The sequence below is a fragment of the Paraniabella aurantiaca genome, assembly GCF_050309965.1.
Classification (GTDB): Bacteria; Bacteroidota; Bacteroidia; order Chitinophagales; family Chitinophagaceae; genus Niabella.
Map to the genome: position 1 here is coordinate 595,190 of NZ_JBLOSY010000002.1, position 24,203 is coordinate 619,392.

The window sequence follows — 24,203 nt, forward strand, 5'->3', positions numbered from 1 at the left end:
AAGAGAAGCAGGGTGTAACCATGCCGATTTAACAAAGAAAAAACCTGCTATCTAACGCGAAACCTTCACGAATAGCTATTGGTTTTAAACGCTTTTTTCCCTTACTTTGCACTCCACGAAGGGGTTCTTCGGACAAAAAATTAGCGAGTGGCAACAAAATTTTCTAAAGAAACATATTTATACTGGTACGAATTAATGCAATTGATTCGCCAGTTTGAACTTACAGCGGAAGAAAAGTATAAAATGGAAGGCAAAATACGCGGCTTTTTTCACGCGTATGTGGGTCAGGAAGCTATTGCAGCAGGTTGTATGACAGCAACAAGACCTGATGATATGTTCATTACAGCCTATCGTGACCACGGATTAGCGATTGCCAAAGGTGTATCTGTTGATAGTTGCATGGCCGAGCTTTACGGAAAAGCTACAGGTTGTGCAAAAGGTAAAGGAGGAAGTATGCACTTTTTTGGTAAAAAAGAAAACTTCTACGGTGGTCATGGTATTGTGGGTGCACAGATTGGTACCGGCACAGGATTAGCTTTTGCTGAGCATTATAAGGACACAGATAACGTGGTACTTTGCTTTTTTGGAGACGGTGCTGCAAGGCAGGGTATTTTGCATGAAAGCTTTAACCTGGCTATGCTTTGGAAATTGCCTGTAATTTACATTTGCGAGAATAATAACTATGCAATGGGTACCTCTGTAGAGCGTACGTCCAATGTAACAGATATCTACAAATTGGGTGCTGGTTTCGATATGCCATCGGCTGTTGTTGATGGCATGAATCCTGAGTCTGTACATGATGCTATTGCAGAAGCAGTAAAACGTGCACGTGAAAAAGGCGGCCCTACGTTACTGGAGATAAAAACCTACCGCTATAAAGGTCACTCTATTAGTGATCCTCAAAAATACAGGACAAAGGACGAGGTAGATGAGTACAAATCCAAGGATCCTATTTCCATTCTGAAAAAAAATATCCTGGACAATAATTATGCAACGGAAGAGATATTGGGTGAAATTGACGCGCGTTGCGAAGAAGTAGTGGCCAACTCTGTAAAATTTGCGGAAGAAAGTCCGATTCCTAATGACGACGAAGTATTAAAGGATGTTTACATGGATCAGAATTATCCTTTCATCGTTGATTAATATTTAAATTTCTATCAAGAATAAAATGGCAGATAACATAAACCAACAAGCTGGTAATGAAACGCTTGAGCAAAACGAAGCCGTAGAGAAAGCAAAACAGGTTTGGAACAAAAGCGGTAAGAACATTTCTCTTTTCCTGGGTGTAGTAGTGGTGGCTGTAGGCGGTTTTTTCGCTTACAAACACTTTGTAAAGGGGCCTAAGGAAGCTGAGGCAGCTGATAAGATTTATAAAGCAGAGCAATATTATGAAATGGATTCTATCAACCTCGCTTTAAACGGCGATGGAGTGAATCCTGGCTTTATCAAAGTGGCTGATAATTACAGCGGAACAGTAAAAGGGAATCTTGCTAATTTTTATGCAGGTAGCTGTTATATTAAATTGAATCAGAACGATAAAGCGGTTCAGTATTTAAAGGAATTCAACACAGATTCCAAGCAAATTCAGCAGCGTGCTTATCTATTGCTCGGTGATGCGTATGGCGACCTGGGTAAAGGAGCTGAAGCATTGGATTATTATAAGAAAGCAGCTCATCATTTCGAAGCAGATCCTCAACAAAGCTCTGATGCGCTTTTTAGAGGTGCGTTTTTAGCACAGCATGTTTTGAATAATAAAGATGAAGCAATTGCGCTTTTTAAGGAATTAAAAGAAAAGTATCCCCGTACCCAGCAAGGTTTTGAAGCTGATAAGTACCTGGCGCAGTTAGGGGTATATAACGTTAATTAATATGGCATCAACTGGCAACAGTAATTTATTAAATACCGATACTGGCATCTTTAAACAGGATGCCTTTATTGTTTTAGTAAAAACAGAATGGAACGCGCATATTGTAGACGAGCTGGAAGCCGGCTGTTTACGCGTATTGCAGCAGTATAACGCAAGGGTAGAAGTATTGATTGTGCCCGGATGTGTAGAAATACCTTTCGCCATCAACCGGCATTGGAACAAAGCCAAGCAGCAATTTGATGAACCACATGCTTACATTGCACTTGGAACAGTTATCAAAGGCGATACACCGCACTTTGACTATGTATGCAAAATGGTGGCTGATGGTATCCTGCAGCTAAACCTGATGTTACCTGTGCCTACTATATTTGGCGTTTTAACGGTAAATACCGAAGAGCAGGCTATTGAAAGAATAGGCGGCAAACATGGACATAAAGGGGAGGAAGCTGCTATAACAGCGCTAAAAATGTTGGAATAATGTACGATCTACAATATTAGATGTATGATTACGTGCGCATCCTGCAACTGACTTCGTAGCATTCTATTCTGAAATTATCTATTAACCAATCATGTACAATGTTCATATATTCATTCCGTGCTTTGTAGACCAGTTATATCCCGAGACGGGTTTTAGTATGGTAAAAGTGCTGGAGAAGTTTGGTTGTACCGTTCATTATAACAGCAATCAAACCTGTTGTGGTCAGCCCGCTTTTAATGCCGGTTTTTGGGACCAATCCAAGGCCGTATGCAGCAAATTTATCAGCGACTTTAAAGATGCTGAATATATAGTGGCCCCCAGCGCCAGCTGCGTGGGTTTTATTCGTAATTATTATCAGAAATTGTTCGATAACTCATCTTTGCACAACGAGGTGAAGGCGATGGCTTCGCGTACATTCGAATTTTCAGAATTTCTTCTGAATATATTAAAGGTAAACAATTGTGGCGCCGAACTAAACGGGCTAGCCACTTACCATGATAGCTGTGCCGCTTTAAGGGAATGCAAAATAAAGGAAGGCCCCAGGCAATTACTGCAAAATGTAAAAGGCCTGTATCTTACAGAAATGAATGATGTAGAAACCTGTTGTGGCTTTGGTGGTACTTTTGCTGTAAAGTTTCCGGGCATATCAGTAGGTATGGGAGAACAAAAGGTAGAAAATGCGATTGCCACAGACGCGGATTATATCATCAGCACCGATCTTTCCTGCCTGATGCACCTGCAGGGCTATATCAATGGCAAGGGGTACCGTATCAAACCTATGCACCTGGCTGATGTATTAGCCAGCGGCTGGTAGGCTTTTACTTTTTATTCTTACGCGATTTTAATTCTGCGTTTATTTGACCTAATCTCATAAAACTGGGTAGCAGGGATAGCATGGCAACCGGAATTACAAAGATAATCATATAGTTCTTGCTCTTCAATACAAGATAGAACAGGATCAGGCAGGCTACCAACATAACGATGCCTAGTCCAAAAGCTACCCCCGTAAGTGTTTTCTTTTGCTTAAGAAGCTCTTCTGTGGTTAAGTCAGTCACAACATTGCTTACTTTCTTAGTCATCATCTATATCGTTAGTTGGGTTTTAATGAATGCTGTTTAACGCTTGCTCGATGTCATAAATCACGTCGTCAGGGTGTTCTAAACCCACTGAAATGCGAATAAGACCGGGTGTAATGCCCACTTTTAAACGCTCTTCTTCGCTTAGTTTAGAATGTGTAGTGCTCGCCGGATGAGAAGCGATACTACGCGAATCGCCCAGGTTAGGGGTCAGCGATAATAATTGAAGCGCGTCCATAAATTTACGGCCTCCTTCAACGCCGCCTTTTATCTCAAAACAAACAATACCACCGCCTGCACTCATTTGTTTTCTGGCTATTTCATATTGAGGATGAGAAGGGAGAAAAGGATACTTGACCCATTCCAGCTGAGCATTCTTTTCCAGCGTTTCCGCCACTTTCAATGCATTAGCCGAATGACGGGTAATACGAACATCTAATGTCTCAAGGCTTTTGGTTAATACCCATGCATTAAAGGCTGAAAGGGTAGGACCCGAATTACGGCAAAACAGGTACACTTCGTTGATCAGTTCTTTCTTACCGGCAATAACACCACCCAAAACACGTCCTTGCCCATCAATCCACTTTGTAGCAGAATGGATTACCAGGTCGGCTCCGAAATCAGCCGGAGTCTGTAGAAAAGGAGTAGCAAAACAATTATCTACATTATATATCAGGTTATGTTTCTTAGCCAGCCGGCCGGCTTTTTCCAGGTCAATCAGCTCTAATTGAGGATTAGTGGGCGTTTCCAGGTAAAGCATTTTAGTATTGGGCTTTACGAAAGCTTCCCAGTTATCAATATCAGCCGCATCAACCAACGTAAATTCTATGCCAAACTTCCCTAAGAATTTGGTAACAACGGTGTTGGTGCCGCCAAACATAGAGCGACAGCAAAGGAGGTGATCACCCGTTTTCAAAAGCGCCATAAAAGAATTGAATACAGCAGCCATGCCGCTGGCAACTGCAAAACCCGCTTCACACTTTTCTAACAACGCAATTTTATGCGCAAATTCATCCACTGTAGGATTGCTGTAACGGCTATAAATATTATCGTCAGACTCATCTGCAAATGCAGCACGCATCGACTCTGCGTTTTCAAAAGTAAAGCTACTGGTCAAAAACAGGGGCGTGGAGTGTTCCATTTGTTGGGTGCGCTCTGTTTGGGTTCTTACTGCGATGGTCGATGGGTGAAGTTGTCGTTTGTTACTCAACGTTTATTATTTTATTCGGGGTCTTTAACTGTTTTGTTATTCGAAACGGGTATCTATCAGCTCGGCTGTTTGATGATCACCTGTGTTTTAATTTCCGCACCCGCTTTAGCAAGGGTAATAGCTACCGAGCAGTATTTGGTAATCGAGATCTCAACGGCACGTTTTGCTTTATCTTCATCTACATTACCTGTAATCTCAAAAATCATCTCAATATTTTTCCATAAAGAAGGCTCTACATTTGGTTCCCGTTCTCCGTTAACGGTTACTTCGTAGTCTGTAACTTCCTGGCGCTGTTTTTTCAAAATGCTGATCACATCTATACTTGAACATGCGGCCAATGCATTCAGTAAAAGCTGCATAGGGCGTGCACCATATTCAAGGCCACCCATATTGGGGTTGGTATCTGTTTTCACCACTGTTCCATTCTCATTAATGGTGTCAAAACCATATTCGCCATTCACCCTTTTTAATTTTACTGTATTCATCGGTATATATTTATTTAAAGGTTCTGATAAGATTGTTGCACTGGTCTCAATTGCGCGTGCAAAAGTATTTTAATTGAATCAGCTTTCCAACTAAGCTATAACCAAATTATCTATTAGCCTTACTTGCCCTAAAAATGCTGCAATTAAGGCTACCAGGGGCTTTTGCCCATCCCATTCATCTACGGGTTCCAATGTATAAGCGTCAGCTATTCCCACATAATCTACTGTAAATCCTTTTTCGCTTAATCTCAAAGTAGCAGTCTTCTTAATATGTGTCAAGGCTCCCGCTTCAATTGCATCTTTTAAAAACAACAATGTCTGGTAAATTGTTGGAGCTACCTGCTTTTCCTCCTCAGATAGCCGCATATTCCGGCTGCTCATTGCCAAACCATCCGGTTCCCGCATCGTAGGTACAATAGTCATCTCAATGGAATGAAAGGATGGGGTTGTTGCTATCAATCTTTTGATCACCATACATTGCTGGTAATCTTTTTGGCCAAAGAATACAGTATGGGGCTGTACAATTGAAAACAACCTGTCCACTACCTGGCAAACCCCCTGGAAATGTCCGGGTCGGTAAGCTCCTTCAAACAGATTTTCAAGACTTTGCAAATCATAAATTCTTGTTATTTCTCCGGGAGGGTAAATCTCTTCTGCTTCGGGGTAAAACAAAACATCGCAGTCTGCGCCAATTAGCAGTGTCATGTCTTTCTCAATAGTGCGCGGATATTTTTCAAGGTCATTCTTGTCGTTAAACTGTGTTGGATTTACAAAAATGCTTACTACTGCGATATCGCAGCTTGCCTTACAAGCTTCCAGTAAACTCAGGTGTCCCTGGTGTAAAGCACCCATTGTAGGCACAAACCCTATGTTCAGTTTTTTCTCTTCCTGACGCTGTAAATAATCCTGTATGTCTCTGATCTTTTTAAATACTTTCATTATCGTAATTTCTAATACAAGGCAGTTTGCCCATAAATGTTTAACTTTGCAAACTTTAAAAATTGCAAAAGCATGTCAACAAAGAAAAGAATTTTATTTATAGCCAATGAAATGTCCCCTTATTTAGAGTTGACTGAATTTTCTGAAATTGTTAATAAACTCGCGATAAAAGCCAATGATAATGGTTTTGAGGTACGTTGCATTATGCCTCGTTTCGGGGTTATTAACGAGCGCAGACACAGACTTCATGAGGTGGTTCGGCTTTCCGGTATCAATGTAACCGTTGATAACGACGACATGCCATTGCAAATCAAGGTGGCATCTTTGCCCAGCGCACGTCTTCAGGTGTATTTTTTAGAAAATGAGGAGCTGTTTAAAAGAAAAACCCTGTTCCATGATGACGAAGAAAAATGGTTTGCCGATAATGACCTGAGAACTGTTTTTTATTGCAAAGGTGCCCTGGAAACAGTAAAAAAGTTTGGCTGGAGCCCTGATGTAATACATTGCAGCGGGTGGATGACAGGGTTAATTCCTGCTTATCTCAAAACGATCTACAAAAAGGAGCCCGTTTTTGCGCATAGCAAAATTGTATACACCATTGGTGAAAGCACTTTTAAAGAGAAGCTGGGTAAAGGATTTATACCCAAAGCGCTTATTCATCCTTCCCTGAAAGAAAAAGATCTGGAGCCTTATAAAGAAGGAACTAATGTAGCATTGATGAGAGGAGGCGCTACTTATGCAGATGCCATCACTTTTGGTGCACCCAACGTCGATAAGAAATTACTGGCTGAGTTTACTAAAGTACGCGGTAAAAAAACCCTCCAGTTTAAAGAAGATTCTGATTTAACAGACTATTTACAACTGTATAACGATCTTGCGGAATAATTTTCTCAAACTTACCGTATCAATTTTCAAAAATATCTGTGTGAAGAAATATATTGCATCAGCGCTGGGAATATGCACGTTAGCTATCGTTTTACTGGTTTCCTGTAACAAAATCAATCAAGCAACCGATATGGGACAGGATCTGATCCCTCCGGTTGATAATATCCATACTTTTGATACTACGTTGGAGGTGGAGACGTACAACATGCTATCTGCTTTTGCTGATGATTCGGCCAGGAGTATTTATTCGGATGATCAATATTTGGGCGTAATGACAGACCCGATTTTTGGGAAAACAGATGCCCGCATGTTTTTTCAGTTGACGCCGGCTAATGGGAAAACAAATTTGCTCAACGTTCCGGGAAAAAGATATATTGACTCAGTAGTATTGCAGGTTGCTTATTTGAGTACCTATGGAGATACAACAACACCTCAGATAATCACTGTATCGGAGCTTTCTACAGCTAACAATTTCAAAGTTAGCGGCACTAATCGCGATTCTGCTTATTCGATAAGGGAAGATAATTTCATCACTACCAATATACTGGGATCCAGGCAAATCATACCACGTTCCTTAAAGGATTCCAGTATAGATATCCGGGCAAAAGATACAGCGCGCATCGGTAATGCGCTTCGCATAAGACTGAGTAACTCTTTTGGACAACGGTTACTTGACTATGATACTACAGGTGTAAACGACGGATACTCCACCGATTCTATATTTTTAACCAAAATGGGCGGTTTTGCATTAAAGTCAACCAGCGGCGGCAATTCTATTATGGGCTTTAATATCGCCGATAATGTAAATACCCGGCTTATAGTTTACTATCGTCACGACAATACCACTACGGCTGGTGATATCGACACGGCTGTGGCTTACTACAATATAGTTGGACGGGTAGGAACTGCCAATTATATCGGCAGAGATCATAACGGTACCCTGGTGCAATCCACATCGAATGACAATACAAAGGATCCAATTGCTTACATTCAAAATAGCCCTGGAGCTTACACGAAAGTGAAAATACCGGGTCTTGCAGGAATGACTAATCGTGTCATCCACTTGGCTCAGTTACAAATGGAACAGGTCTATGATCCGGCGGATACTCTTTTCAACGCGCCGAGGCTCATGTTTATGGATATGCTGGACGCAACCAACAATAAGTATAAAACGATTCCCTATGCTATTGAGAATGGCTCGTTTCAGGCGGCTAATGACCTGGGCACTGTTCTTAGCATCACGCCTGCGGGCTATATATCATTCGGCTCCGGGTATACTTTTAAGAAGGATCTTTCAAATAATACCATAAAGGAATGGAAATTTAATCTAACCCGTTACGCACAATATGTGGTGAAAGGAATGACACCTTTAGCTGATTTACGCCTGCATGCGAATTATTATACGGTCATCAATAATGGTAATGTTAATAGCAATAGCACCAGAGTCATCGTTCAAATAGGTTCTGGGCCGGCTGCCGGCCGCGTACGACTTGGCGGCGGTAATCATCCTACACAAAAAATGAAGCTGAGAATTGTTTACTCAAAAATTTAATGCCCACATTATAAATTTTATTTACACGGGTGCAGATACTATATTTGCACCCTATTTATTTTATAGACTATAAACTCTTTATTTCACATGCCTTACTTATTTACTTCCGAGAGTGTTTCCGAAGGACACCCAGATAAAGTGGCGGACCAGATTTCTGATGCGCTGATTGATAATTTTCTTGCTTTTGATCCGCAGTCTAAAGTGGCCTGCGAAACCCTGGTAACTACTGGTCAGGTGGTATTAGCCGGGGAAGTAAAGTCCAAAGCTTATTTGGATGTGCAGGACATTGCCCGTAAAGTAATCAGCAAAATAGGTTATACCAAGAGTGAATACATGTTTGAAGCGAATTCATGTGGTGTGCTGTCTGCTATTCACGAACAGTCTTCTGATATCAACCAGGGTGTAGATCGAAAGAAGAAAGAAGAGCAGGGTGCCGGTGACCAGGGGATGATGTTTGGCTATGCTACCAACGAAACGGCTAACTACATGCCTCTCGCTTTAGACCTGGCTCATACCTTATTGATCGAGTTAGCAGAATTAAGAAGAGAGAACAAACAAATCAAATACCTGCGCCCGGATTCTAAAAGCCAGGTTACTTTGGAATATGATGACAATAACAAACCAGTGAGAATTGATGCTATTGTTATCTCTACACAGCATGACGACTTTGATAAAGAAGAAAAAATGCTGGCAGCAATCGGTGACGATATTAAAAAGATCCTGATCCCGCGCGTGATCAAAAAGTATCCCCAGTATAAACATCTTTTCAACAATAAGATCAAGTACCATATCAACCCAACGGGCAAGTTTGTTATAGGGGGCCCACACGGCGATACCGGTTTGACAGGCCGTAAGATCATCGTAGACACTTATGGTGGTAAAGGTGCTCACGGTGGTGGTGCCTTTAGTGGTAAAGATCCCAGCAAGGTAGATAGAAGCGCTGCCTACGCAACCAGGCATATTGCTAAAAACCTGGTAGCTGCAGGTCTTGCGGATGAAGTATTAGTGCAGGTGTCTTATGCGATTGGTGTAGCCCAGCCAACCAGCATTAATGTGAATACTTACGGAACAGCGAAAGTAGACTTAACTGATGGCGAGATCAGCAAGATAGTAGAGGGCATTTTCGATATGCGCCCTTACTTTATTGAGCAAAGATTGAAACTGCGTAACCCAATTTACAGTGAAACTGCTGCTTATGGTCACATGGGACGTGAAGCGAAAACAGTAGAAAAAGTGTTTGTTTCTCCTGATGGTAAAAAAGTGTCTAAAAAAGTAGAACTGTTTACCTGGGAAAAATTAGACCACGTAGCGAAAGTTAAAAAAGCGTTTAAGCTTAAATAATACCGATAATTTTACAGCAAGCCGCTTCCAGTAGAAGCGGCTTTTTTACGCGGGTAACGGTTAAATCGTTACCTGTTTGGAGGGACCTTAAATCTTGCCTGGTTTTATTCTGTTACCAGGGCAAAAAGGAATTAAGCTATCCCGCTAAAATCGCCTGTCAAATAGTGCATAAACTGGTGAAAAATCATGATGTATTAAGCATATTTGAGCTATAAAAAGATTAAATTTGCCAGCATTGTAAATGCCATTTTACTTTAAATTTTTAAGAACAGAAATAATTAGATGGAAGAAAATCTGGAGCCACAAGGAACACAGGATAATAACCGAATTATTCCCGTAAATATAGAAGAGCAGATGAAGACGGCCTACATCGATTACTCAATGAGCGTAATCGTAGGTCGTGCACTCCCTGACGTTAGAGATGGATTAAAGCCCGTACATCGCCGGATATTATATGCGATGAATGAATTAGGCCTGAACGCTAACAAACCTTACAAGAAATCTGCCCGTGTGGTAGGGGAAGTATTAGGTAAATATCACCCGCATGGTGACAGCTCGGTATACGACGCCATGGTTCGTATGGCCCAGGAATGGAGCATGCGGTATAGAATGGTTGATGGCCAGGGTAACTTTGGTAACCAGGATGGTGACGGTCCGGCAGCGATGCGTTATACGGAGGTAAGACTACAGAAGCTGGCAGAACATATGTTGGATGATATTGAAAAAGATACCGTAGACTTTCAATTAAACTTTGACGATTCGGAGAAAGAGCCTACCATACTGCCTACCCGTATACCTCAATTGCTGATCAACGGTTCCAGCGGTATTGCCGTAGGTATGGCCACCAGCATTATGCCACACAACTTGAGTGAGGTAATTGACGGTTGTATTGCCTATATCGATAACAATGATATTACCATTGATGAATTGATGCTGCATGTAAAAGCGCCCGATTTCCCAACGGGTGGCATTATCTATGGCATGGAAGGCATTAAAGCCGGCATGCACACGGGTAGAGGCAGGGTAGTAGTGCGCGGTAGAGTACAGGTTGATACCAAACCCAGCGGACGCGAACAGATTGTAATCACTGAAGTGCCTTACCAGGTTAACCGCGATGCTTTAACTAACCGTATTGGCGAGCTGGTAAACAATAAAATTATTGAAGGTATTGTACACGTTAATAACGAATCAAATAAAGACGGTACCCGTGTGGTGCTCGACCTGAAACGTGATGCCATTGCTAATGTGGTGATCAATCAGCTGTATAAAAACACCGATCTTCAAACTTCCTTTGGTATCAACAACGTAGCGATTGTTAAGGGTCGCCCCAGAGTGTTGAGTCTAAAGGATATGATTTCTGAATTTGTAGAGTTCAGACATGAGGTGGTGGTGCGTCGTACGAAATTCGAATTAAAAGAGGCTGAAAAGAGAGCCCATATCTTACAGGGATATCTAATTGCGCTGGATCATCTGGATGAAGTAATCCGACTGATCAGGAGCTCTGCGACACCTGATATTGCAAAAGAAAACCTGATCAATGCCGGCTGGGGATTAGATGAGATACAAGCCAAAGCTATACTGGAACTGCGTTTGCAGCGTTTAACCGGAATGGAGCGGGAGAAGATCAAAGAAGAATATGAAGAGCTGATGAAACTGATCGCTCATTTAAAAGATATTCTTTCTAATGAAACCCTGCGTTTTGACATTATCAAAACCGAGTTGCTGGAGATCAAGCAAAAATTCGGTGACGAGCGTAATACCGAGATCACTTACCTGAATGATGAAGTAAGCATTAAAGACCTGATCAAGGAAGAAGATGTAGTCATTACTATTTCTCACTTAGGTTATATCAAACGTACATCGGCTGATGAATTCAGGGCACAAAAGCGTGGTGGCCGCGGTGTGCGTGGTGGCAAAACCAGGGACGAAGATTATATTGAGCACCTGTTTGTAGCATCTACACATCACACCCTGTTGTTCTTCACCGAAAAGGGAAGATGTTACTGGCTGAACGTGTATGAGATTCCCGAAGGAGAAAAAACAGGTAAAGGACGTGCGATACAAAACCTGATGCAATTACCTCCGGATGATAAGATCCGTGCGATTATTGACATCAAAGACCTGAAAGACGAAGAATTCGTAAAAGGACATAATATCTTGCTTTGTACTAAAAAAGGTATCATCAAAAAAACAAGTTTAAGCGATTTCAGCCGTCCAAGGCAAACGGGCGTAAACGCTATTACTATTGTTGAAGGCGACCAGCTTTTGGAAGCTAAACTGACGGACGGAACTTCAGAAATAATGCTGGCGGTTAAAAGTGGCCGGGCTATCCGATTCTCTGAAGAGAAAGTGAGAGCAACCGGCCGTGGTGCAATTGGCGTTGGTGGTATTGAGGTAGATGATGAAAAGGATGAGGTAATAGGCATGATTTGTGTACCCACAAACGCTGAAATTGTACCAGGAGTATTGGTGGTAAGTGAGAAAGGTTTCGGAAAAAGAACAGCTGTTGACGAATACAGATTTACGAATCGCGGTGGTAAAGGCGTAAAAACCATTAACATAACAGAGAAAACCGGTAATTTAGTCGGACTTTTGGATGTGTTTGAAAACCAGGATTTGTTAATTACCTGTAAAAGTGGTATCACTATAAGGATGCCGGTAAGTGGTATTAGTGAATTGGGCAGGGCCGCACAGGGCGTGAAATTGATCCGCATTGACGAAGGAGACGAAATAGCTGCTATTACCAAAGTAGATGAACAGGAAATTGATGATGAAGTGGAAATTGCAGACGAAGGAGTGGAGATTGCGAATCCAAATGAAGCAGCGCCTCAGGATGATGCAACTTCTTCCGACGATCAGCAATCTGGTAAGGATAGCGGTGAGAATACAGAATCAACCGAAGAAAATTAGTGTTTATAAAATAGTAAAAAAATATACGAATGAAAAAAGTTATTTTCCTGGCAACGATTGTTGCTTGTTCAACAACAGGAGCTTTTGCGCAGAAGTATGACGATATTAAAGGGCTTTTGGCGTTAGGGCAGATTGCCAAAGCAAAAGAGTCTTACGACAAAAACTCAACTAATGAAAAGTTTTTCACAAAACCGGAAGGCTATATATTGAAGGCAGCCCTGTATTCTAGTCTGGCGCTGGACAGCAGCAAGGCTGCAGAGGCTGACAAAAACAGAACAGAGGCAGATGCAGCTTTGGCTAAATACAAGGAGATGGAACCGGATCTAAAACTGATGGAGGAGCCTACATACAAAAACACACCATATAATTTGTATGCAGCTTACTTTAATGCCGGTATCGCTGATATCAATAATAAAGCTTACGAACCAGCTTACGATAAGTTTAAAAAAACGGTTGATTATTCTGAACTTTTGATTGCTAAAAAGATCATGAATAAGCAAATGGATACAGCGGCTATTTATTATGCAGGCTTACTGGCAGAAAATACCAAACACGCTGATGAAGCTCAAAAGTATTATGCCCGTATTGCTGATGCTAAAATAAAGGAATTTAACGATGCTTCGTATGAGAGCGTATACCAGGGCTTAGTTCGTTATTATGCAGGTAAAAACGATAATGCAAATTTCGAAAAATACAAAGCCATAGGTAAAGAACTATATCCTCAAAGTGAATTCTTCACTTATTCAATGCTTGACTTCGCTGTAGGTGGAAGTTCTGATTTTAATGAGCGCGTGGCAAGTCTTGAAAAACTTCTTGCCGCAAATCCGGAAGATTACAAATCCAATATTACTCTGGCTGAAATCATTTATGATACCTTAGATTCGAGAAAGGCTAATGCAGTACCTCCGGGTAATGCTGAAGAGCTGGAAGCTAAAATGTTAGCGGCTTTAAACAAAGCATCCAGCCTGAAACCGGGAGAAATGCAGCCTTATCTTTTACTGGGTGACCACTATTTATTGAAATCTGAAAAGTACAGGGATGCGATGGTTACTGCTGAAACTAATGTAACCAAAAAAGGAGCAAAAGCAACAGCAGATGATAAGGCACAATTAGCGGAAGCTAAAAAAACGTATGGCGCTAATTACGAATTGGCAAAAAACAACTACGAAAAAGCAGCTGAGCTATTTGCAAAAATGTCTAACCTGGATGCAGGTCAGAAACGTAGCTATCGTGCCATTGCAGGTAACCTGGCTGAATACTACTCTTACAAAATTGAGGACTCTAAAGGAGCAGACAGGGACAAGTTTATAGCATTAGAAAAGAAGTGGGATGATATCTTTAGCAAACTAAGATAAGATCGTAGATTTAGAAATATCAACCGCTCCAATTGGGGCGGTTTTTTTATACAGGTAAGCGGATGAATTATATTGAAACACCTATGTAGTCCGATTGCATGCGATGGCTTCATTTACTTCTCATAATTCATAAAATATAAAAGAAAATATTTTATGAAACCGATTACAATTTATTTCCTAATATTGTGTTTCTTTTACACCAACGATTAAAGCTTGAATAATTAATTAAAAAGACAACAACAAAACAATAGTCACCATGAGCGTATTATTAGGCGATCAGGAATACTTTAAAGGTATTCCACAGATAAAATATGAAGGTCCGGAAAGCGATAATCCATTAGCTTTTCGCTGGTATGATGCAAACAGGGTAGTGGCAGGAAAAACGCTGAAAGAGCATTTTCGTTTTGCCTGTGCTTACTGGCATTCGTTCTGCAATGATGGTAACGATCCTTTTGGTCCGGGTACCCATGTTTTTGGCTGGAACAGCAAAGCTGATGCTGTAGGCAGAGCCAAAGATAAGATGGATGCGGCTTTTGAGTTTATCACCAAAATGAACCTGCCGTTTTATTGCTTTCATGATGTAGATCTGGTGGATTATGGAACGGACGTAAACGAGAATGACAAAAGATTGCAGGCTGTAGTAGATTACGCCAGACAAAAGCAGGCTGATAGCGGTGTGAAATTATTATGGGGTACTGCCAACGTATTCTCCAATCCGCGTTATATGAACGGGGCTTCCACTAATCCTGACTTTCATGTATTGTCTCATGCAGCAGCCCAGGTAAAAGCCGCCATTGACGCTACTATAGAACTCGGTGGAGATGGTTATGTGTTCTGGGGTGGAAGAGAAGGCTATATGACCCTGCTCAACACGGATATGAAAAGAGAGAAGGAGCATTTTGCGCGATTCCTGCATACTGCTAAAGACTATGCGCGTAAGAATGGGTTTAAAGGCACTTTCCTGATTGAGCCCAAACCGATGGAGCCCACCAAGCACCAGTACGATTACGACTGCGAGACAGTGATAGGCTTCCTGCGCCAGTGGGATTTATTAGGTGATTTCAAGATCAATATAGAGGTAAACCACGCCACCCTTGCGGGACATACGTTCCAGCATGAGCTGCAGGTTTCAGCTGATGCGGGTGTGTTGGGTTCTTTGGATGCCAACCGCGGCGACTATCAAAACGGCTGGGATACCGATCAGTTTCCTAATAATTTAAACGAATTAACAGAAGCGATGTTGATCTTCCTGGAAACAGGCGGACTGCAGGGCGGAGGTATTAATTTTGATGCCAAGATCCGCAGGGCTTCAACCGATCCAGCAGATCTTTTCTATGCACATATCGGCGGTATGGATACATTTGCCAGGGCCTTGATCACGGCAGACAAGATCCTGTCTAACTCTGATTACCGGAAGTTAAAGCAGACGCGTTATGCTTCCTTTGATGCAGGTAAAGGAAAGGCTTTTGAGCAGGGGCAATTAACACTGGAAGACCTGCGTGCTTATGCGATTGAAGCCGGAGAGCCTGGTGTAACAAGTGGCAGGCAGGAATACCTGGAAAATATCATCAACAGGTTTATATAGTTTTACAGGTCATAGTTAATAGGTTATAGCCGATGGTTTATAGTTTATGAGCTATGGACTATTTACATAAAATCAGAATAATGCTACTATTAGGAATTGATGTAGGTACTTCATCCATTAAAGTATCGGTGGTAGACGGCGCAACACAACAAACTATTGCTGCGGCTCAATACCCGGATGCCGAGCGGGATATTATTTCCCTTCAATCAGGCTGGGCGGAACAGTCTCCCGAACAGTGGTGGGGCGATGTAAAGGAAGCTATCAAAAAAGTCAATCAATCGGGGAAATATTACACAAAGGATATTGGAGCTATTGGCATTTCCTACCAGATGCACGGGTTGGTGCTATTAGATAAGGCCGGCAATGTGCTACGTAATAGCATTATCTGGTGCGACAGCCGTGCCGTGCCGTATGGTGAAAAGGCATTCCGGGAAATGGGAGAGGAGTATTGCCTCGGCAGACTTTTAAATTCTCCCGGTAACTTTACTGCGGCTAAGTTGGCCTGGGTAAAAGAACAGGAACCAGAGCTGTTTGAAAAGATCGACAAGATGATGCTGCCGGGTGATTTTATTGCGCAACGTTTTACCGGCCAGATCACTACTACACCATCAGCACTTTCTGAAGGCATTTTCTGGGATTTTTCCGAAAACCAGGTATCGCAAAAACTGATGCAACAATTTAGTTTTAGCAATGATACCATTCCCGATATACAACCGGTATTCTCCGATCATGGCCATTTGACAAAAGAAATAGCTGATGAACTTTCATTAAAAGAAGGTATACCCGTTACCTATAAAGCAGGTGATCAGCCCAACAATGCGCTTTCCTTAAACGTATTCGAACCTGGAGATGTTGCTGCTACTGCAGGTACATCTGGTGTAATATACGGCGTAAGTGATGAGCTTACTTACGATCTGCAAAGCAGGGTTAATGGTTTTGCTCATGTTAACCACCAGCCTGATTTAACCCGGGTTGGTATTTTGCTTTGCATAAATGGCACCGGCATTCTGAACCGCTGGATCCGGAACCTTTCAGGAAATGTTTCCTATGCGCAGTTAAATGAAATGGCAGCTACAGTAAGGCCAGGTAGTGATGGGCTCGTAATGCTGCCTTTTGGTAACGGCGCCGAGCGCATGCTCAATAATAAAATAGTAGATGCTCATCTGCAAAATATCGACCTTAACAAACATACCATAGCCCACCTGGTGCGAGCCGCACAGGAAGGCATCGCTTTCGCGTTCCGTTACGGGCTCGATATTATGCGTAACAATGGTATGCAGCCTGCTGTTATAAAAGCAGGAAAGACCAATATGTTTTTGAGCCCTGTGTTTACTGAGGCCTTTGTAAACGCTACCCATGTACCGGTTGAGTTGTACGACTGCGACGGTAGTGTGGGTGCGGCTTTGGGAGCAGGTATAGGGGCAGGATATTACCGGCAGCCGGCAGAGGCTTTTCAAAAACGTCAGCCCTTAAGCGTAGTACAACCAACACAAGCTGCTTTGTATGATGAATTGTATGGAGCCTGGAAAGTAGAATTAGAGCAGAAATTAAATTTAGCTCCTCTGATTTTACAGGAAGCTTAACCATACATAATATATATGATCTGACGATCTAATCTCTATCAATTGCGGGAGCAAACACACATTACCGGAATCGATAAGAGTCAAAAGATTTTGATATAGTTTGTTTACCGGCATCTCTTTTTACCTACTTTTACGCACCTAATTTTATTTCCGTATGAAGAAGGGAAAAGAAGTAACGATATATGATATTGCCAACGAGTTAAAAATTTCGGTAGCCACGGTAAGCCGCGCGTTAAAAGACGACCCGGTGGTAAGCAAGAAAACCAAGAAGAAGATCTTCGAGCTGGCTGAAAAAATGGGGTATCGTACGAATCATTTTGCCCGCAGCCTTCGTACCCAGGAAACCAATACTATTGGCTTTATGATTCATGAGCTCAACAGTAATTTCGCAAATTCGGTATTATTAGGCGTGGAAAAAGTGACTACCGAGGCGGGTTACGACCTCATTATAGCCCACTCATCTGAAAGCTATGATAAAGAAGTGGCCAATGCACGCAACCTGTTTAATAAACGCGTGGACGGCCTGATCGCCTCTTTATCATTCGATACCAAACAGTACGACCATTTCAAGCAGTTTAAGGATAAAGGTGTTCCGGTTATATTTTTCGACCGGGTTGAAAAAGGCAATGACAACACCGTGGTGGTGATCGATAATTATAAGGCGGGGTATGATGCTACCAAACATTTGATAGAGCAGGGGTGCAGGAGAGTGGCGCACATTACATCGAACCTTAATCGTAATGTATATGCAGAGCGTTACCGGGGTTATAAAGATGCACTGGCTGACAATGGCCTTAACCTGGACGAAAATCTTGTATTGGTAGATAACCTCAGCGAAAAAGCCGGTATCGATTCGGCTCATAAGCTACTCAAACAAAAACGCCGTTTTGATGGTGCTTTTATTACTAATGATTTTGTGGCGGCAGCTTTCATTAAAACACTGAAGGAAAACGGCATCAAAGTGCCGGAAGACGTAGCGGTAGTTGGTTTTAATAATGATGCTATTGCACATTTAATTGAACCATCTTTAACTACCATCAATTATCCCGGTGTCGAAATGGGAGAGATAGCTGCCCGTACTTTAATCAATCATATCAAAGGCATAAGTAATTTACAACAAATTAATACGCTCATCATCAATTCAGACCTGATCGTTCGGGAGTCATCACAAAAGAAAAAGAAGGGCAAAGTATAAATTATGAAAAAACATTAAGGAGTTAAGGATAGTTAAGTTTGATGGCTAACAATGCTATTTTTTAATATTACTCAGTCTCTTAATGGTTTAACCCTGTATTCCTTTCAATCATCCAGCAGCCTAAAATATTCATTCGCCGGGGGGTGATTCATTCGTTTACTCTACCAATATCGCAATTTTTCATAACTAGTAATCACGGGGTTTGTAGGGATTGATTTTTTTCCCAGAACCAATAAATAGCCATCAGGTAAAATGCATGTAACAATTGAGCTTCAATAGCGCTCCAGTTTTCAATAGAGCAGCTTCCGAATATCAAGAGGCTCATCAATGTAATGGAGGCAAATAAGGTATAGCGAACTTTAAATCCCACCAGCAAAGCCAGTCCCAGCAAGGCTTCTGCAATAGGAAGAAAGTAACTAAACGGTACAATCAGGGCAGGAGGGATCACCGACTTTTCCATAGTGCCTACCATCCAATTGCTAAAGCCAGCCAGCTTTGGCAATCGCACCAGGCCATGACCTAGTAATGAAACAGCCACGGGTAATCGCAGAAAGAAAAAAGTAGTTTTAAAATGATTCATATCGGTATTGCATTAAGGGGCATTAAAACAGCTGTCTGATTAGGAGAGTGGTCCTTTACTCACTTCTTTCCCATTTTTATAAATTGAAAAAATCTCCCTCGTATTTTTTATATTCTTCGATGGGTCTCCATTTAGTATTATAAAGTCAGCAACCTTACCTGGCTCCAATGTACCGTATTGCTGCTGTACTTTTAATGCAGTCGCAGCGTTTTTAGTAGCTACAGTAATCGCTTCTAAGGGTGTTAAACCAGCTTCGGTCATTAATTGTAGTTCCAGGTGTTCTGAGAAACCTTGTGCACGAATAGGTGTAGCGCCACTGTCGGTGCCCATTGCTATTAGAACACCGGCTTTAAACAAGCGCAACAGGTTTTGTTTAGCCGTTTCAAAGGCTTTTATATTTAAAGCATAGTTCGGCGCATTCTTCAGATCATTTTGATATTGCTCCGATGCGATCATTTCATAAACGCCCGGCTCCAAAGATTTCCTGAAAAAATCATTGTTGATCCATTCTGGTTTTTGCCCATAGATATAGGCATACTCGTCCAGCGAAAGCGTTGGAATATAAATCACCTGTTTTGCCTTCATTCGGGCGATGGTGGTGTCATCAATCAGGTCGCTACGTACACTATGGGCAATAATATCCACACCATTCGCCACGAGTTGTTGCAGGTCGCTCAAATAATATAAATGGGCGGCCACCCGCAAGTTGTGTTGATGGGCTGCCTGTATGATCGCTTGATAAATTTCCGGCTGCATTTTAGCCGGGTATTTCCCGTTAAAATCATCCACCCAAATTTTTACCATATCCGGTTTCAATTGCGCCAGGCTATCCATTTGCAAAGTCACCTGGGTGACTGTTGCCGGGCGAAAAACTTTATCCATCGCGAAATCAAGTGGCGGTGCGCCATTGGGTGCACCAAAGCCGTAACCGGCTGAATGGATCCGGGCTCCGGAAATTTCACCTTTTAGTGATCGGTCGCGCAAACCGCTTTCAAATAACAGCGGGCGGTCTGTACCCATAGCCATAATCTGCAACACGCCATAACTTTCATATCTTTTTAATTGGGCCAGAATATTTTCTTCGGTGTAGTTCTCGGGCTTTGTGCCAGTACCTTTTAAAGTGCCGATATGTGAATGTGCCGATATTAGCGCAGGCATAATCGTTTTGCCTTCCAGGTTAATCACCGTGGCATCTTCATCAGTAATATCCGCGCCGATCGCCGCTATTTTACCTTCTTTAATCAGCAGCCGGGTATTTTCAACCGGAGTACCACCGTTTCCATCGATCAACCTCACGTGCTCCAGCAGGATCGACGACTGATTGGTAGCAGATTGGTCGCGGTTAGTGCCGCAGGAGCATAACGCAGCAGTCAACAATAACAATGATAAATGGATGGAATAAGACTTGATCATTTGTATCAGGGATTATTTGAATTGAACGAATAAGATGAACAATAAGGCCAGACTTAAGTAAGACAAGCTGGCTATGAAATTGTTTACCGATCAACGGGATCTTTTAGAGAAAAAGTTCACCAGATGGATTGATCAAACGGTTGGTTCATTTGAACCTTGCTTTTGTAAACTGGCAAAGCTAGGTGCCACTATTGTAATCTCTACACTTACAACTAAAGTCTATGTCTCTATCTATGTATTTGATTATTTGTCTAAATAAAAATGAGGCAACGAAATGCCGCCTCATTTACTGATTACATCAACGGGTGCACGCACCCCAATATAAATGCCGATTCAGGAATCAGGCGCCCCGTCTGCCGAAAATTAAAGACAATACAAACAGCACCAAAAACACAAAGAATAAAACTTTAGCAATACCGGCGGCAGTGGAAGCGATACCTCCAAAACCAAACACAGCGGCAACAATTGCCACAATTAAAAAGATAATAGACCATCTAAGCATAATCGTAGGATTTAAGGGTTTACAAAAAGGTTCTATCTATAATAGGCAAGAACTATTCCAATAATGCCAGGCCTGGGAGCATCCTGAATTCATATTTAACATAATATAAATTATAGGACAAATGATTAATTTCATCATTGCATATATGCTGAACACATGATTCAAACCCGATTATTATGTTAAACGCGATTGCCCGGTTTATAATGATAGCAGCCTTACTGTTTGTATTGATGCATCCGCTGCAAAGCCTGGTGCTGTTGATTGTACTATTTACGACAACATCTTCGCCAAAAAGAAACTGACCGGGAATCTTTAGGTTGACAGTCAGTTTAAAACTTTGGGCAGTTACAGCGCCCGTTAAACCAGTAATCAGTTTATGCTAATATAAATTTTGTAATCAACCGGGTTGTAATCAAACCAACTCATTACAATGTGCTTGATTACAGTTTCAGGATGCGCATATTAAACGGCTGGTATGGTCGGGACTGTTCTAATCGCCTCTGGAATCTGAATTGGCCGTAAATATGAATTGCCGATTAAAGGCCACGAATGCACAAATGAAAAATTTAGATTTTCTCAGGTAGATTCCCTCGCGTCCTGCGTCATCGCGGTTAAATAATTGTAGTTCCTGGGCGCAAATAAAATTAACCCACCGGCAAACTGCAGTTTCCCGGGGAATATCACCGCCTGAGGGAACTTCATTCGGGCAGGTATTCGGCGGTGTACTTGGGCCATCAACTGTGGAATATAATTGCCTGGCGGACGCAGGCGGCTCTACAGCTCATTTACAGCATCCAGCGTGTAATGGCTAAGCGTTTCGATGGCGTTAGTAAAAACTTTGATCTGCCAGGTGGAAAAATGACGCAAAGCTCCGGGTTGTTCGTTGACCAGAAATATATTGTCGGGCGTGGTAAAAACCATGCTGGGTACCAGGTAGAGCACGGGGTTTATATCATTCATATACACGGTGAGCAATACCAAAAGATCCGGGCGCAGTGTGTAATCAAAATCACGCTGATTGATGTGAACGCTACGGGATTTATCTAAATTCAGGAAGCATAAAATCACTTCGCGCGTATCGCCATTGTCAGCTACAAATTTGATACGATCTTTTGAAACTCGCTCTGGTAGCGGTTTATAGCCCAACTGGTTTAATTTACCGGTTAATGCAGCTTTGGCTTCCGTTTGTATGTGTTCTTCCCCTGTCATTATGCTAAAGTTCCACTTTTTTGTGCATTTCAACAATCTCTACTTAACATAATGTAGGCCGCTACACAATTTCGATCTTTTCCTTTTGAAACCGCTCTTGCAAGGCTTCATACTTTTGTTCTTTGGCAATGGTGATGGTGAGCCGGCCTTTTTCGCAGGCTATTTCTACTACATGGCCGGGTTTAAAACCGCTGTCCTGTAGCCATTTACCGGCCAACCGCAATGCCGGGAATGATGTGGTCGTTCTGCTGTTGATGCCCCTGAATGCATATCGGCATACTGTCATGCGGCGGATGGGTTTGGTAATGCGGGGTGTTTTTACTGTTTGCATAGCTTAGCTTTTTGTTGGTACAAAGCAACGGCCGCCGGGTTTTGTTTCCTACAAAAATTGATTGTGTGTTACAACAGAAAAGCTTGTATTTTATGTATCTTTAGGCTTGCATAATCTAATTTGAAAAAACTAAATTTGCTCCTATGACAACACATACTGCTATGCCGAACCACAAAGTACATGAAGGCCGCAACATTAAACGTTTTCGCGAGATGCTGGGTATAAAACAAGATGCCCTGGCTTTTGACCTTAACATGAGCCAGCAAGCCGTATCCTTGCTGGAGCAGAAAGAAACGATTGATACTCCCCTACTTCAAAAAATATCCGCCCTATTAAAAATACCGGTGGAGGCGATCCAGAATTTTGATGAAGAGCAGGCGGTGAATATTATATCGAATACTTTTCATGAAGGTGCTGTGGCAAATAACTCCGGTTATATCAATTGTACATTTAATCCGATTGATGAGTTAAGAAAAATTCATGATGAAAAGATAGCCTTATATGAAAGAATGTTGAAGGAGAAGGATGATATGATGGCAAGGTTGGAAAGGTTGATTGAGGGGAAGTAGAATGCCGTAATACTAACCTTACACCAAAACCTATGGCTAAAAACAAAAAGATACAGGTAGAGGGGCTTGAGATTGTTCTGTATGAAGACAATCAGCAGGACTTTATTTCCCTGACGGATATAGCACGCTACCGCGATTCCGAAAGGAGTGATTACATTCTTCAAAACTGGCTGCGAAACCGTAGTACCATTGAATTTATCGGTTTATGGGAAACATTTTACAACCCCGATTTTAATTCCATCGAATTCGATGGAATTAAAAATATGTCTGGTTCCAACAGTTTTTCATTAACGCCCAAGCGCTGGATCGAGAGCACGAATGCTATAGGCATTGTTTCAAAGACAGGTAGATATGGTGGTACTTTCGCTCATAAGGACATAGCATTTGAGTTTGCCACCTGGCTGAGTGCCGAGTTTAAATTCTACCTGATCAAAGAGTTTCAACGCCTCAAGGATGATGAAAACAATCGCCTGCAGCTCGATTGGGACCTGCAAAGAACCATTTCAAAGATCAATTACCACATACACACCGATGCTATTAAAGAAAACCTGGTGCCCAAGGCCATTACCAGCCAGCAAGCCGGTTATGTATATGCCAATGAGGCTGATCTGCTAAATGTTGCCCTTTTTGGTATCACTGCCAAAGAATGGCGCGATGCTAACCCTGACGCTGCCGGAAACATAAGAGATCATGCTACTTTAGAGCAATTGGTGGTTTTAAGCAATATGGAAAGTATTAATGCTTTGTTGATAAAACAAGGATTGCTACAAGGCGAAAGGCTGCTGCAGCTTAACCAGGTGGCTATCACACAAATGAAATCGCTCATCCAAAACAAAGCCATCAAAAGGTTGAAATAGTGCAAAGGGCGAAGTATGAGCAACTAATTAATTACAGATAGTTTTTTATTTTGGGCGTGCCCCTGCCCTGCCGCTCTTTGCGCCAATGGCCATACTTCATGGCAAGGATAGGGTCGGGCTACTGTGGGGTGCGCTGCGCTTCCGTGCGTTGCACCGGCTCCTTTTGCAGTCGCCGCCCGCCGTATCCCTGCCCGACTACGTCATTCCCGTCCGATCCGGAACGGGCGGGCAGGCGGGCCTAAGGCATACAGGTTTCACAATACTTTCCAGCTACATACAAA

At 42.1% G+C, this 24,203-nt stretch carries 23 protein-coding genes; 14 read left to right on the forward strand and 9 right to left on the reverse strand.

Translation table 11 applies throughout. The annotated features are described in order from the left end of the window. Positions 1 to 147 precede the first annotated feature (147 nt). The 4 genes from pdhA (at position 148) to ACLOAU_RS17080 (ending at position 3,159) form a co-directional block, all read left to right on the forward strand. Positions 148 to 1,143 carry a pyruvate dehydrogenase (acetyl-transferring) E1 component subunit alpha gene (gene pdhA, locus ACLOAU_RS17065; RefSeq protein WP_427863114.1) on the forward strand — a complete coding sequence of 332 codons (996 nt, stop codon included), beginning with the start codon at positions 148 to 150 and terminating at the stop codon, positions 1,141 to 1,143. A 25-nt stretch (positions 1,144 to 1,168) separates the two neighbouring features. After that, the gene (locus ACLOAU_RS17070; protein WP_427863115.1) at positions 1,169 to 1,867 is read left to right on the forward strand and encodes a tetratricopeptide repeat protein; all 699 of its coding nucleotides are present in this window, start codon (positions 1,169 to 1,171) and stop codon (positions 1,865 to 1,867) included. 1 nt (position 1,868) lies between these two features. Beyond that, complete coding sequence (ribH, locus tag ACLOAU_RS17075; RefSeq protein ID WP_427863116.1) at positions 1,869 to 2,345, forward strand: 6,7-dimethyl-8-ribityllumazine synthase; 477 nt, start codon at positions 1,869 to 1,871, stop codon at positions 2,343 to 2,345. A 91-nt stretch (positions 2,346 to 2,436) separates the two neighbouring features. Further along, positions 2,437 to 3,159: a (Fe-S)-binding protein gene (locus ACLOAU_RS17080; protein ID WP_427863117.1), complete on the forward strand. Its 723-nt coding sequence runs from the start codon at positions 2,437 to 2,439 to the stop codon at positions 3,157 to 3,159. 4 nt (positions 3,160 to 3,163) lie between these two features. On the opposite strand, the gene ACLOAU_RS17085 is transcribed toward ACLOAU_RS17080, so the two are convergent. The 4 genes from ACLOAU_RS17085 to panC all read right to left on the reverse strand — a co-directional run bounded on the left by ACLOAU_RS17085 (position 3,164) and on the right by panC (position 6,055). Next, positions 3,164 to 3,427, reverse strand: coding sequence for a hypothetical protein (locus ACLOAU_RS17085; protein ID WP_427863118.1), 264 nt, complete (start codon positions 3,425 to 3,427; stop codon positions 3,164 to 3,166). Between the two features lie 19 nt (positions 3,428 to 3,446). Continuing rightward, positions 3,447 to 4,631 carry a trans-sulfuration enzyme family protein gene (locus ACLOAU_RS17090; RefSeq protein ID WP_427863119.1) on the reverse strand — a complete coding sequence of 395 codons (1,185 nt, stop codon included), beginning with the start codon at positions 4,629 to 4,631 and terminating at the stop codon, positions 3,447 to 3,449. 56 nt (positions 4,632 to 4,687) lie between these two features. Then, positions 4,688 to 5,116 (reverse strand): OsmC family protein, encoded by a 429-nt coding sequence (locus ACLOAU_RS17095; protein ID WP_427863120.1) that lies wholly within the window; start codon positions 5,114 to 5,116, stop codon positions 4,688 to 4,690. A gap of 90 nt (positions 5,117 to 5,206) precedes the next feature. Continuing rightward, positions 5,207 to 6,055 (reverse strand): pantoate--beta-alanine ligase, encoded by an 849-nt coding sequence (gene panC, locus ACLOAU_RS17100; RefSeq protein ID WP_427863121.1) that lies wholly within the window; start codon positions 6,053 to 6,055, stop codon positions 5,207 to 5,209. Between the two features lie 72 nt (positions 6,056 to 6,127). Here panC and ACLOAU_RS17105 point away from each other — a divergent pair, with 72 nt between their 5' ends. The 8 genes from ACLOAU_RS17105 to ACLOAU_RS17140 all read left to right on the forward strand — a co-directional run bounded on the left by ACLOAU_RS17105 (position 6,128) and on the right by ACLOAU_RS17140 (position 18,461). Beyond that, positions 6,128 to 6,940: a glycogen/starch synthase gene (locus ACLOAU_RS17105; RefSeq protein WP_427863122.1), complete on the forward strand. Its 813-nt coding sequence runs from the start codon at positions 6,128 to 6,130 to the stop codon at positions 6,938 to 6,940. 40 nt (positions 6,941 to 6,980) lie between these two features. Next, complete coding sequence (locus ACLOAU_RS17110; protein WP_427863123.1) at positions 6,981 to 8,492, forward strand: DUF4270 family protein; 1,512 nt, start codon at positions 6,981 to 6,983, stop codon at positions 8,490 to 8,492. An 87-nt stretch (positions 8,493 to 8,579) separates the two neighbouring features. After that, positions 8,580 to 9,833: a methionine adenosyltransferase gene (metK, locus tag ACLOAU_RS17115; protein ID WP_427863124.1), complete on the forward strand. Its 1,254-nt coding sequence runs from the start codon at positions 8,580 to 8,582 to the stop codon at positions 9,831 to 9,833. Positions 9,834 to 10,115: 282 nt separating this feature from the next. Then, complete coding sequence (gyrA, locus tag ACLOAU_RS17120; RefSeq protein WP_427863125.1) at positions 10,116 to 12,743, forward strand: DNA gyrase subunit A; 2,628 nt, start codon at positions 10,116 to 10,118, stop codon at positions 12,741 to 12,743. A 29-nt stretch (positions 12,744 to 12,772) separates the two neighbouring features. Further along, positions 12,773 to 14,098, forward strand: a complete 1,326-nt coding sequence (locus ACLOAU_RS17125; protein WP_427863126.1) for a hypothetical protein — start codon at positions 12,773 to 12,775, stop codon at positions 14,096 to 14,098. A gap of 256 nt (positions 14,099 to 14,354) precedes the next feature. Then, positions 14,355 to 15,683 carry a xylose isomerase gene (gene xylA, locus ACLOAU_RS17130; protein WP_427863127.1) on the forward strand — a complete coding sequence of 443 codons (1,329 nt, stop codon included), beginning with the start codon at positions 14,355 to 14,357 and terminating at the stop codon, positions 15,681 to 15,683. An 80-nt stretch (positions 15,684 to 15,763) separates the two neighbouring features. Then, positions 15,764 to 17,266: a xylulokinase gene (locus ACLOAU_RS17135; RefSeq protein WP_427863128.1), complete on the forward strand. Its 1,503-nt coding sequence runs from the start codon at positions 15,764 to 15,766 to the stop codon at positions 17,264 to 17,266. Between the two features lie 154 nt (positions 17,267 to 17,420). Then, positions 17,421 to 18,461, forward strand: a complete 1,041-nt coding sequence (locus ACLOAU_RS17140; RefSeq protein ID WP_427863129.1) for a LacI family DNA-binding transcriptional regulator — start codon at positions 17,421 to 17,423, stop codon at positions 18,459 to 18,461. Positions 18,462 to 18,654: 193 nt separating this feature from the next. Here ACLOAU_RS17140 and ACLOAU_RS17145 read toward each other — a convergent pair whose 3' ends face one another. From ACLOAU_RS17145 to ACLOAU_RS17165, 5 genes are all read right to left on the reverse strand, one after another. After that, positions 18,655 to 19,041, reverse strand: a complete 387-nt coding sequence (locus ACLOAU_RS17145; protein WP_427863130.1) for a DoxX family membrane protein — start codon at positions 19,039 to 19,041, stop codon at positions 18,655 to 18,657. 39 nt (positions 19,042 to 19,080) lie between these two features. Next, positions 19,081 to 20,454 (reverse strand): amidohydrolase family protein, encoded by a 1,374-nt coding sequence (locus tag ACLOAU_RS17150; RefSeq protein WP_427863131.1) that lies wholly within the window; start codon positions 20,452 to 20,454, stop codon positions 19,081 to 19,083. 340 nt (positions 20,455 to 20,794) lie between these two features. After that, the gene (locus tag ACLOAU_RS17155; protein WP_240851241.1) at positions 20,795 to 20,956 is read right to left on the reverse strand and encodes a DUF1328 domain-containing protein; all 162 of its coding nucleotides are present in this window, start codon (positions 20,954 to 20,956) and stop codon (positions 20,795 to 20,797) included. Between the two features lie 774 nt (positions 20,957 to 21,730). Further along, on the reverse strand, positions 21,731 to 22,165 hold the full coding sequence (locus ACLOAU_RS17160; RefSeq protein ID WP_427863132.1) for a hypothetical protein: 435 nt from the start codon (positions 22,163 to 22,165) through the stop codon (positions 21,731 to 21,733). Positions 22,166 to 22,226: 61 nt separating this feature from the next. Beyond that, positions 22,227 to 22,496, reverse strand: a complete 270-nt coding sequence (locus ACLOAU_RS17165) for a SymE family type I addiction module toxin (protein ID WP_427863133.1) — start codon at positions 22,494 to 22,496, stop codon at positions 22,227 to 22,229. 143 nt (positions 22,497 to 22,639) lie between these two features. Between ACLOAU_RS17165 and ACLOAU_RS17170 the strand changes: the two genes are divergently transcribed. Together ACLOAU_RS17170 and ACLOAU_RS17175 are read left to right on the forward strand one after the other, a co-directional pair. After that, on the forward strand, positions 22,640 to 23,065 hold the full coding sequence (locus tag ACLOAU_RS17170; protein ID WP_427863134.1) for a helix-turn-helix transcriptional regulator: 426 nt from the start codon (positions 22,640 to 22,642) through the stop codon (positions 23,063 to 23,065). A 32-nt stretch (positions 23,066 to 23,097) separates the two neighbouring features. Beyond that, a complete protein-coding gene (locus ACLOAU_RS17175) occupies positions 23,098 to 23,922 on the forward strand; it encodes a KilA-N domain-containing protein (RefSeq protein ID WP_427863135.1) in 825 nt (274 codons plus the stop codon). Positions 23,923 to 24,203: the final 281 nt, after the last annotated feature.

Coding starts and splice junctions, on each gene's coding strand:
- ACLOAU_RS17070 (WP_427863115.1), top strand. CDS start 1,169: ATGGCAGATAACATAAACCAACAAGCTGGTAATGAAACGCTTGAGCAA.
- ribH (WP_427863116.1), top strand. CDS start 1,869: ATGGCATCAACTGGCAACAGTAATTTATTAAATACCGATACTGGCATC.
- ACLOAU_RS17080 (WP_427863117.1), top strand. CDS start 2,437: ATGTACAATGTTCATATATTCATTCCGTGCTTTGTAGACCAGTTATAT.
- ACLOAU_RS17085 (WP_427863118.1), bottom strand. CDS start 3,427: ATGATGACTAAGAAAGTAAGCAATGTTGTGACTGACTTAACCACAGAA.
- ACLOAU_RS17095 (WP_427863120.1), bottom strand. CDS start 5,116: ATGAATACAGTAAAATTAAAAAGGGTGAATGGCGAATATGGTTTTGAC.
- panC (WP_427863121.1), bottom strand. CDS start 6,055: ATGAAAGTATTTAAAAAGATCAGAGACATACAGGATTATTTACAGCGT.
- ACLOAU_RS17105 (WP_427863122.1), top strand. CDS start 6,128: ATGTCAACAAAGAAAAGAATTTTATTTATAGCCAATGAAATGTCCCCT.
- metK (WP_427863124.1), top strand. CDS start 8,580: ATGCCTTACTTATTTACTTCCGAGAGTGTTTCCGAAGGACACCCAGAT.
- gyrA (WP_427863125.1), top strand. CDS start 10,116: ATGGAAGAAAATCTGGAGCCACAAGGAACACAGGATAATAACCGAATT.
- ACLOAU_RS17125 (WP_427863126.1), top strand. CDS start 12,773: ATGAAAAAAGTTATTTTCCTGGCAACGATTGTTGCTTGTTCAACAACA.
- xylA (WP_427863127.1), top strand. CDS start 14,355: ATGAGCGTATTATTAGGCGATCAGGAATACTTTAAAGGTATTCCACAG.
- ACLOAU_RS17135 (WP_427863128.1), top strand. CDS start 15,764: ATGCTACTATTAGGAATTGATGTAGGTACTTCATCCATTAAAGTATCG.
- ACLOAU_RS17140 (WP_427863129.1), top strand. CDS start 17,421: ATGAAGAAGGGAAAAGAAGTAACGATATATGATATTGCCAACGAGTTA.
- ACLOAU_RS17145 (WP_427863130.1), bottom strand. CDS start 19,041: ATGAATCATTTTAAAACTACTTTTTTCTTTCTGCGATTACCCGTGGCT.
- ACLOAU_RS17150 (WP_427863131.1), bottom strand. CDS start 20,454: ATGATCAAGTCTTATTCCATCCATTTATCATTGTTATTGTTGACTGCT.
- ACLOAU_RS17155 (WP_240851241.1), bottom strand. CDS start 20,956: ATGCTTAGATGGTCTATTATCTTTTTAATTGTGGCAATTGTTGCCGCT.
- ACLOAU_RS17160 (WP_427863132.1), bottom strand. CDS start 22,165: ATGACAGGGGAAGAACACATACAAACGGAAGCCAAAGCTGCATTAACC.
- ACLOAU_RS17165 (WP_427863133.1), bottom strand. CDS start 22,496: ATGCAAACAGTAAAAACACCCCGCATTACCAAACCCATCCGCCGCATG.
- ACLOAU_RS17170 (WP_427863134.1), top strand. CDS start 22,640: ATGACAACACATACTGCTATGCCGAACCACAAAGTACATGAAGGCCGC.
- ACLOAU_RS17175 (WP_427863135.1), top strand. CDS start 23,098: ATGGCTAAAAACAAAAAGATACAGGTAGAGGGGCTTGAGATTGTTCTG.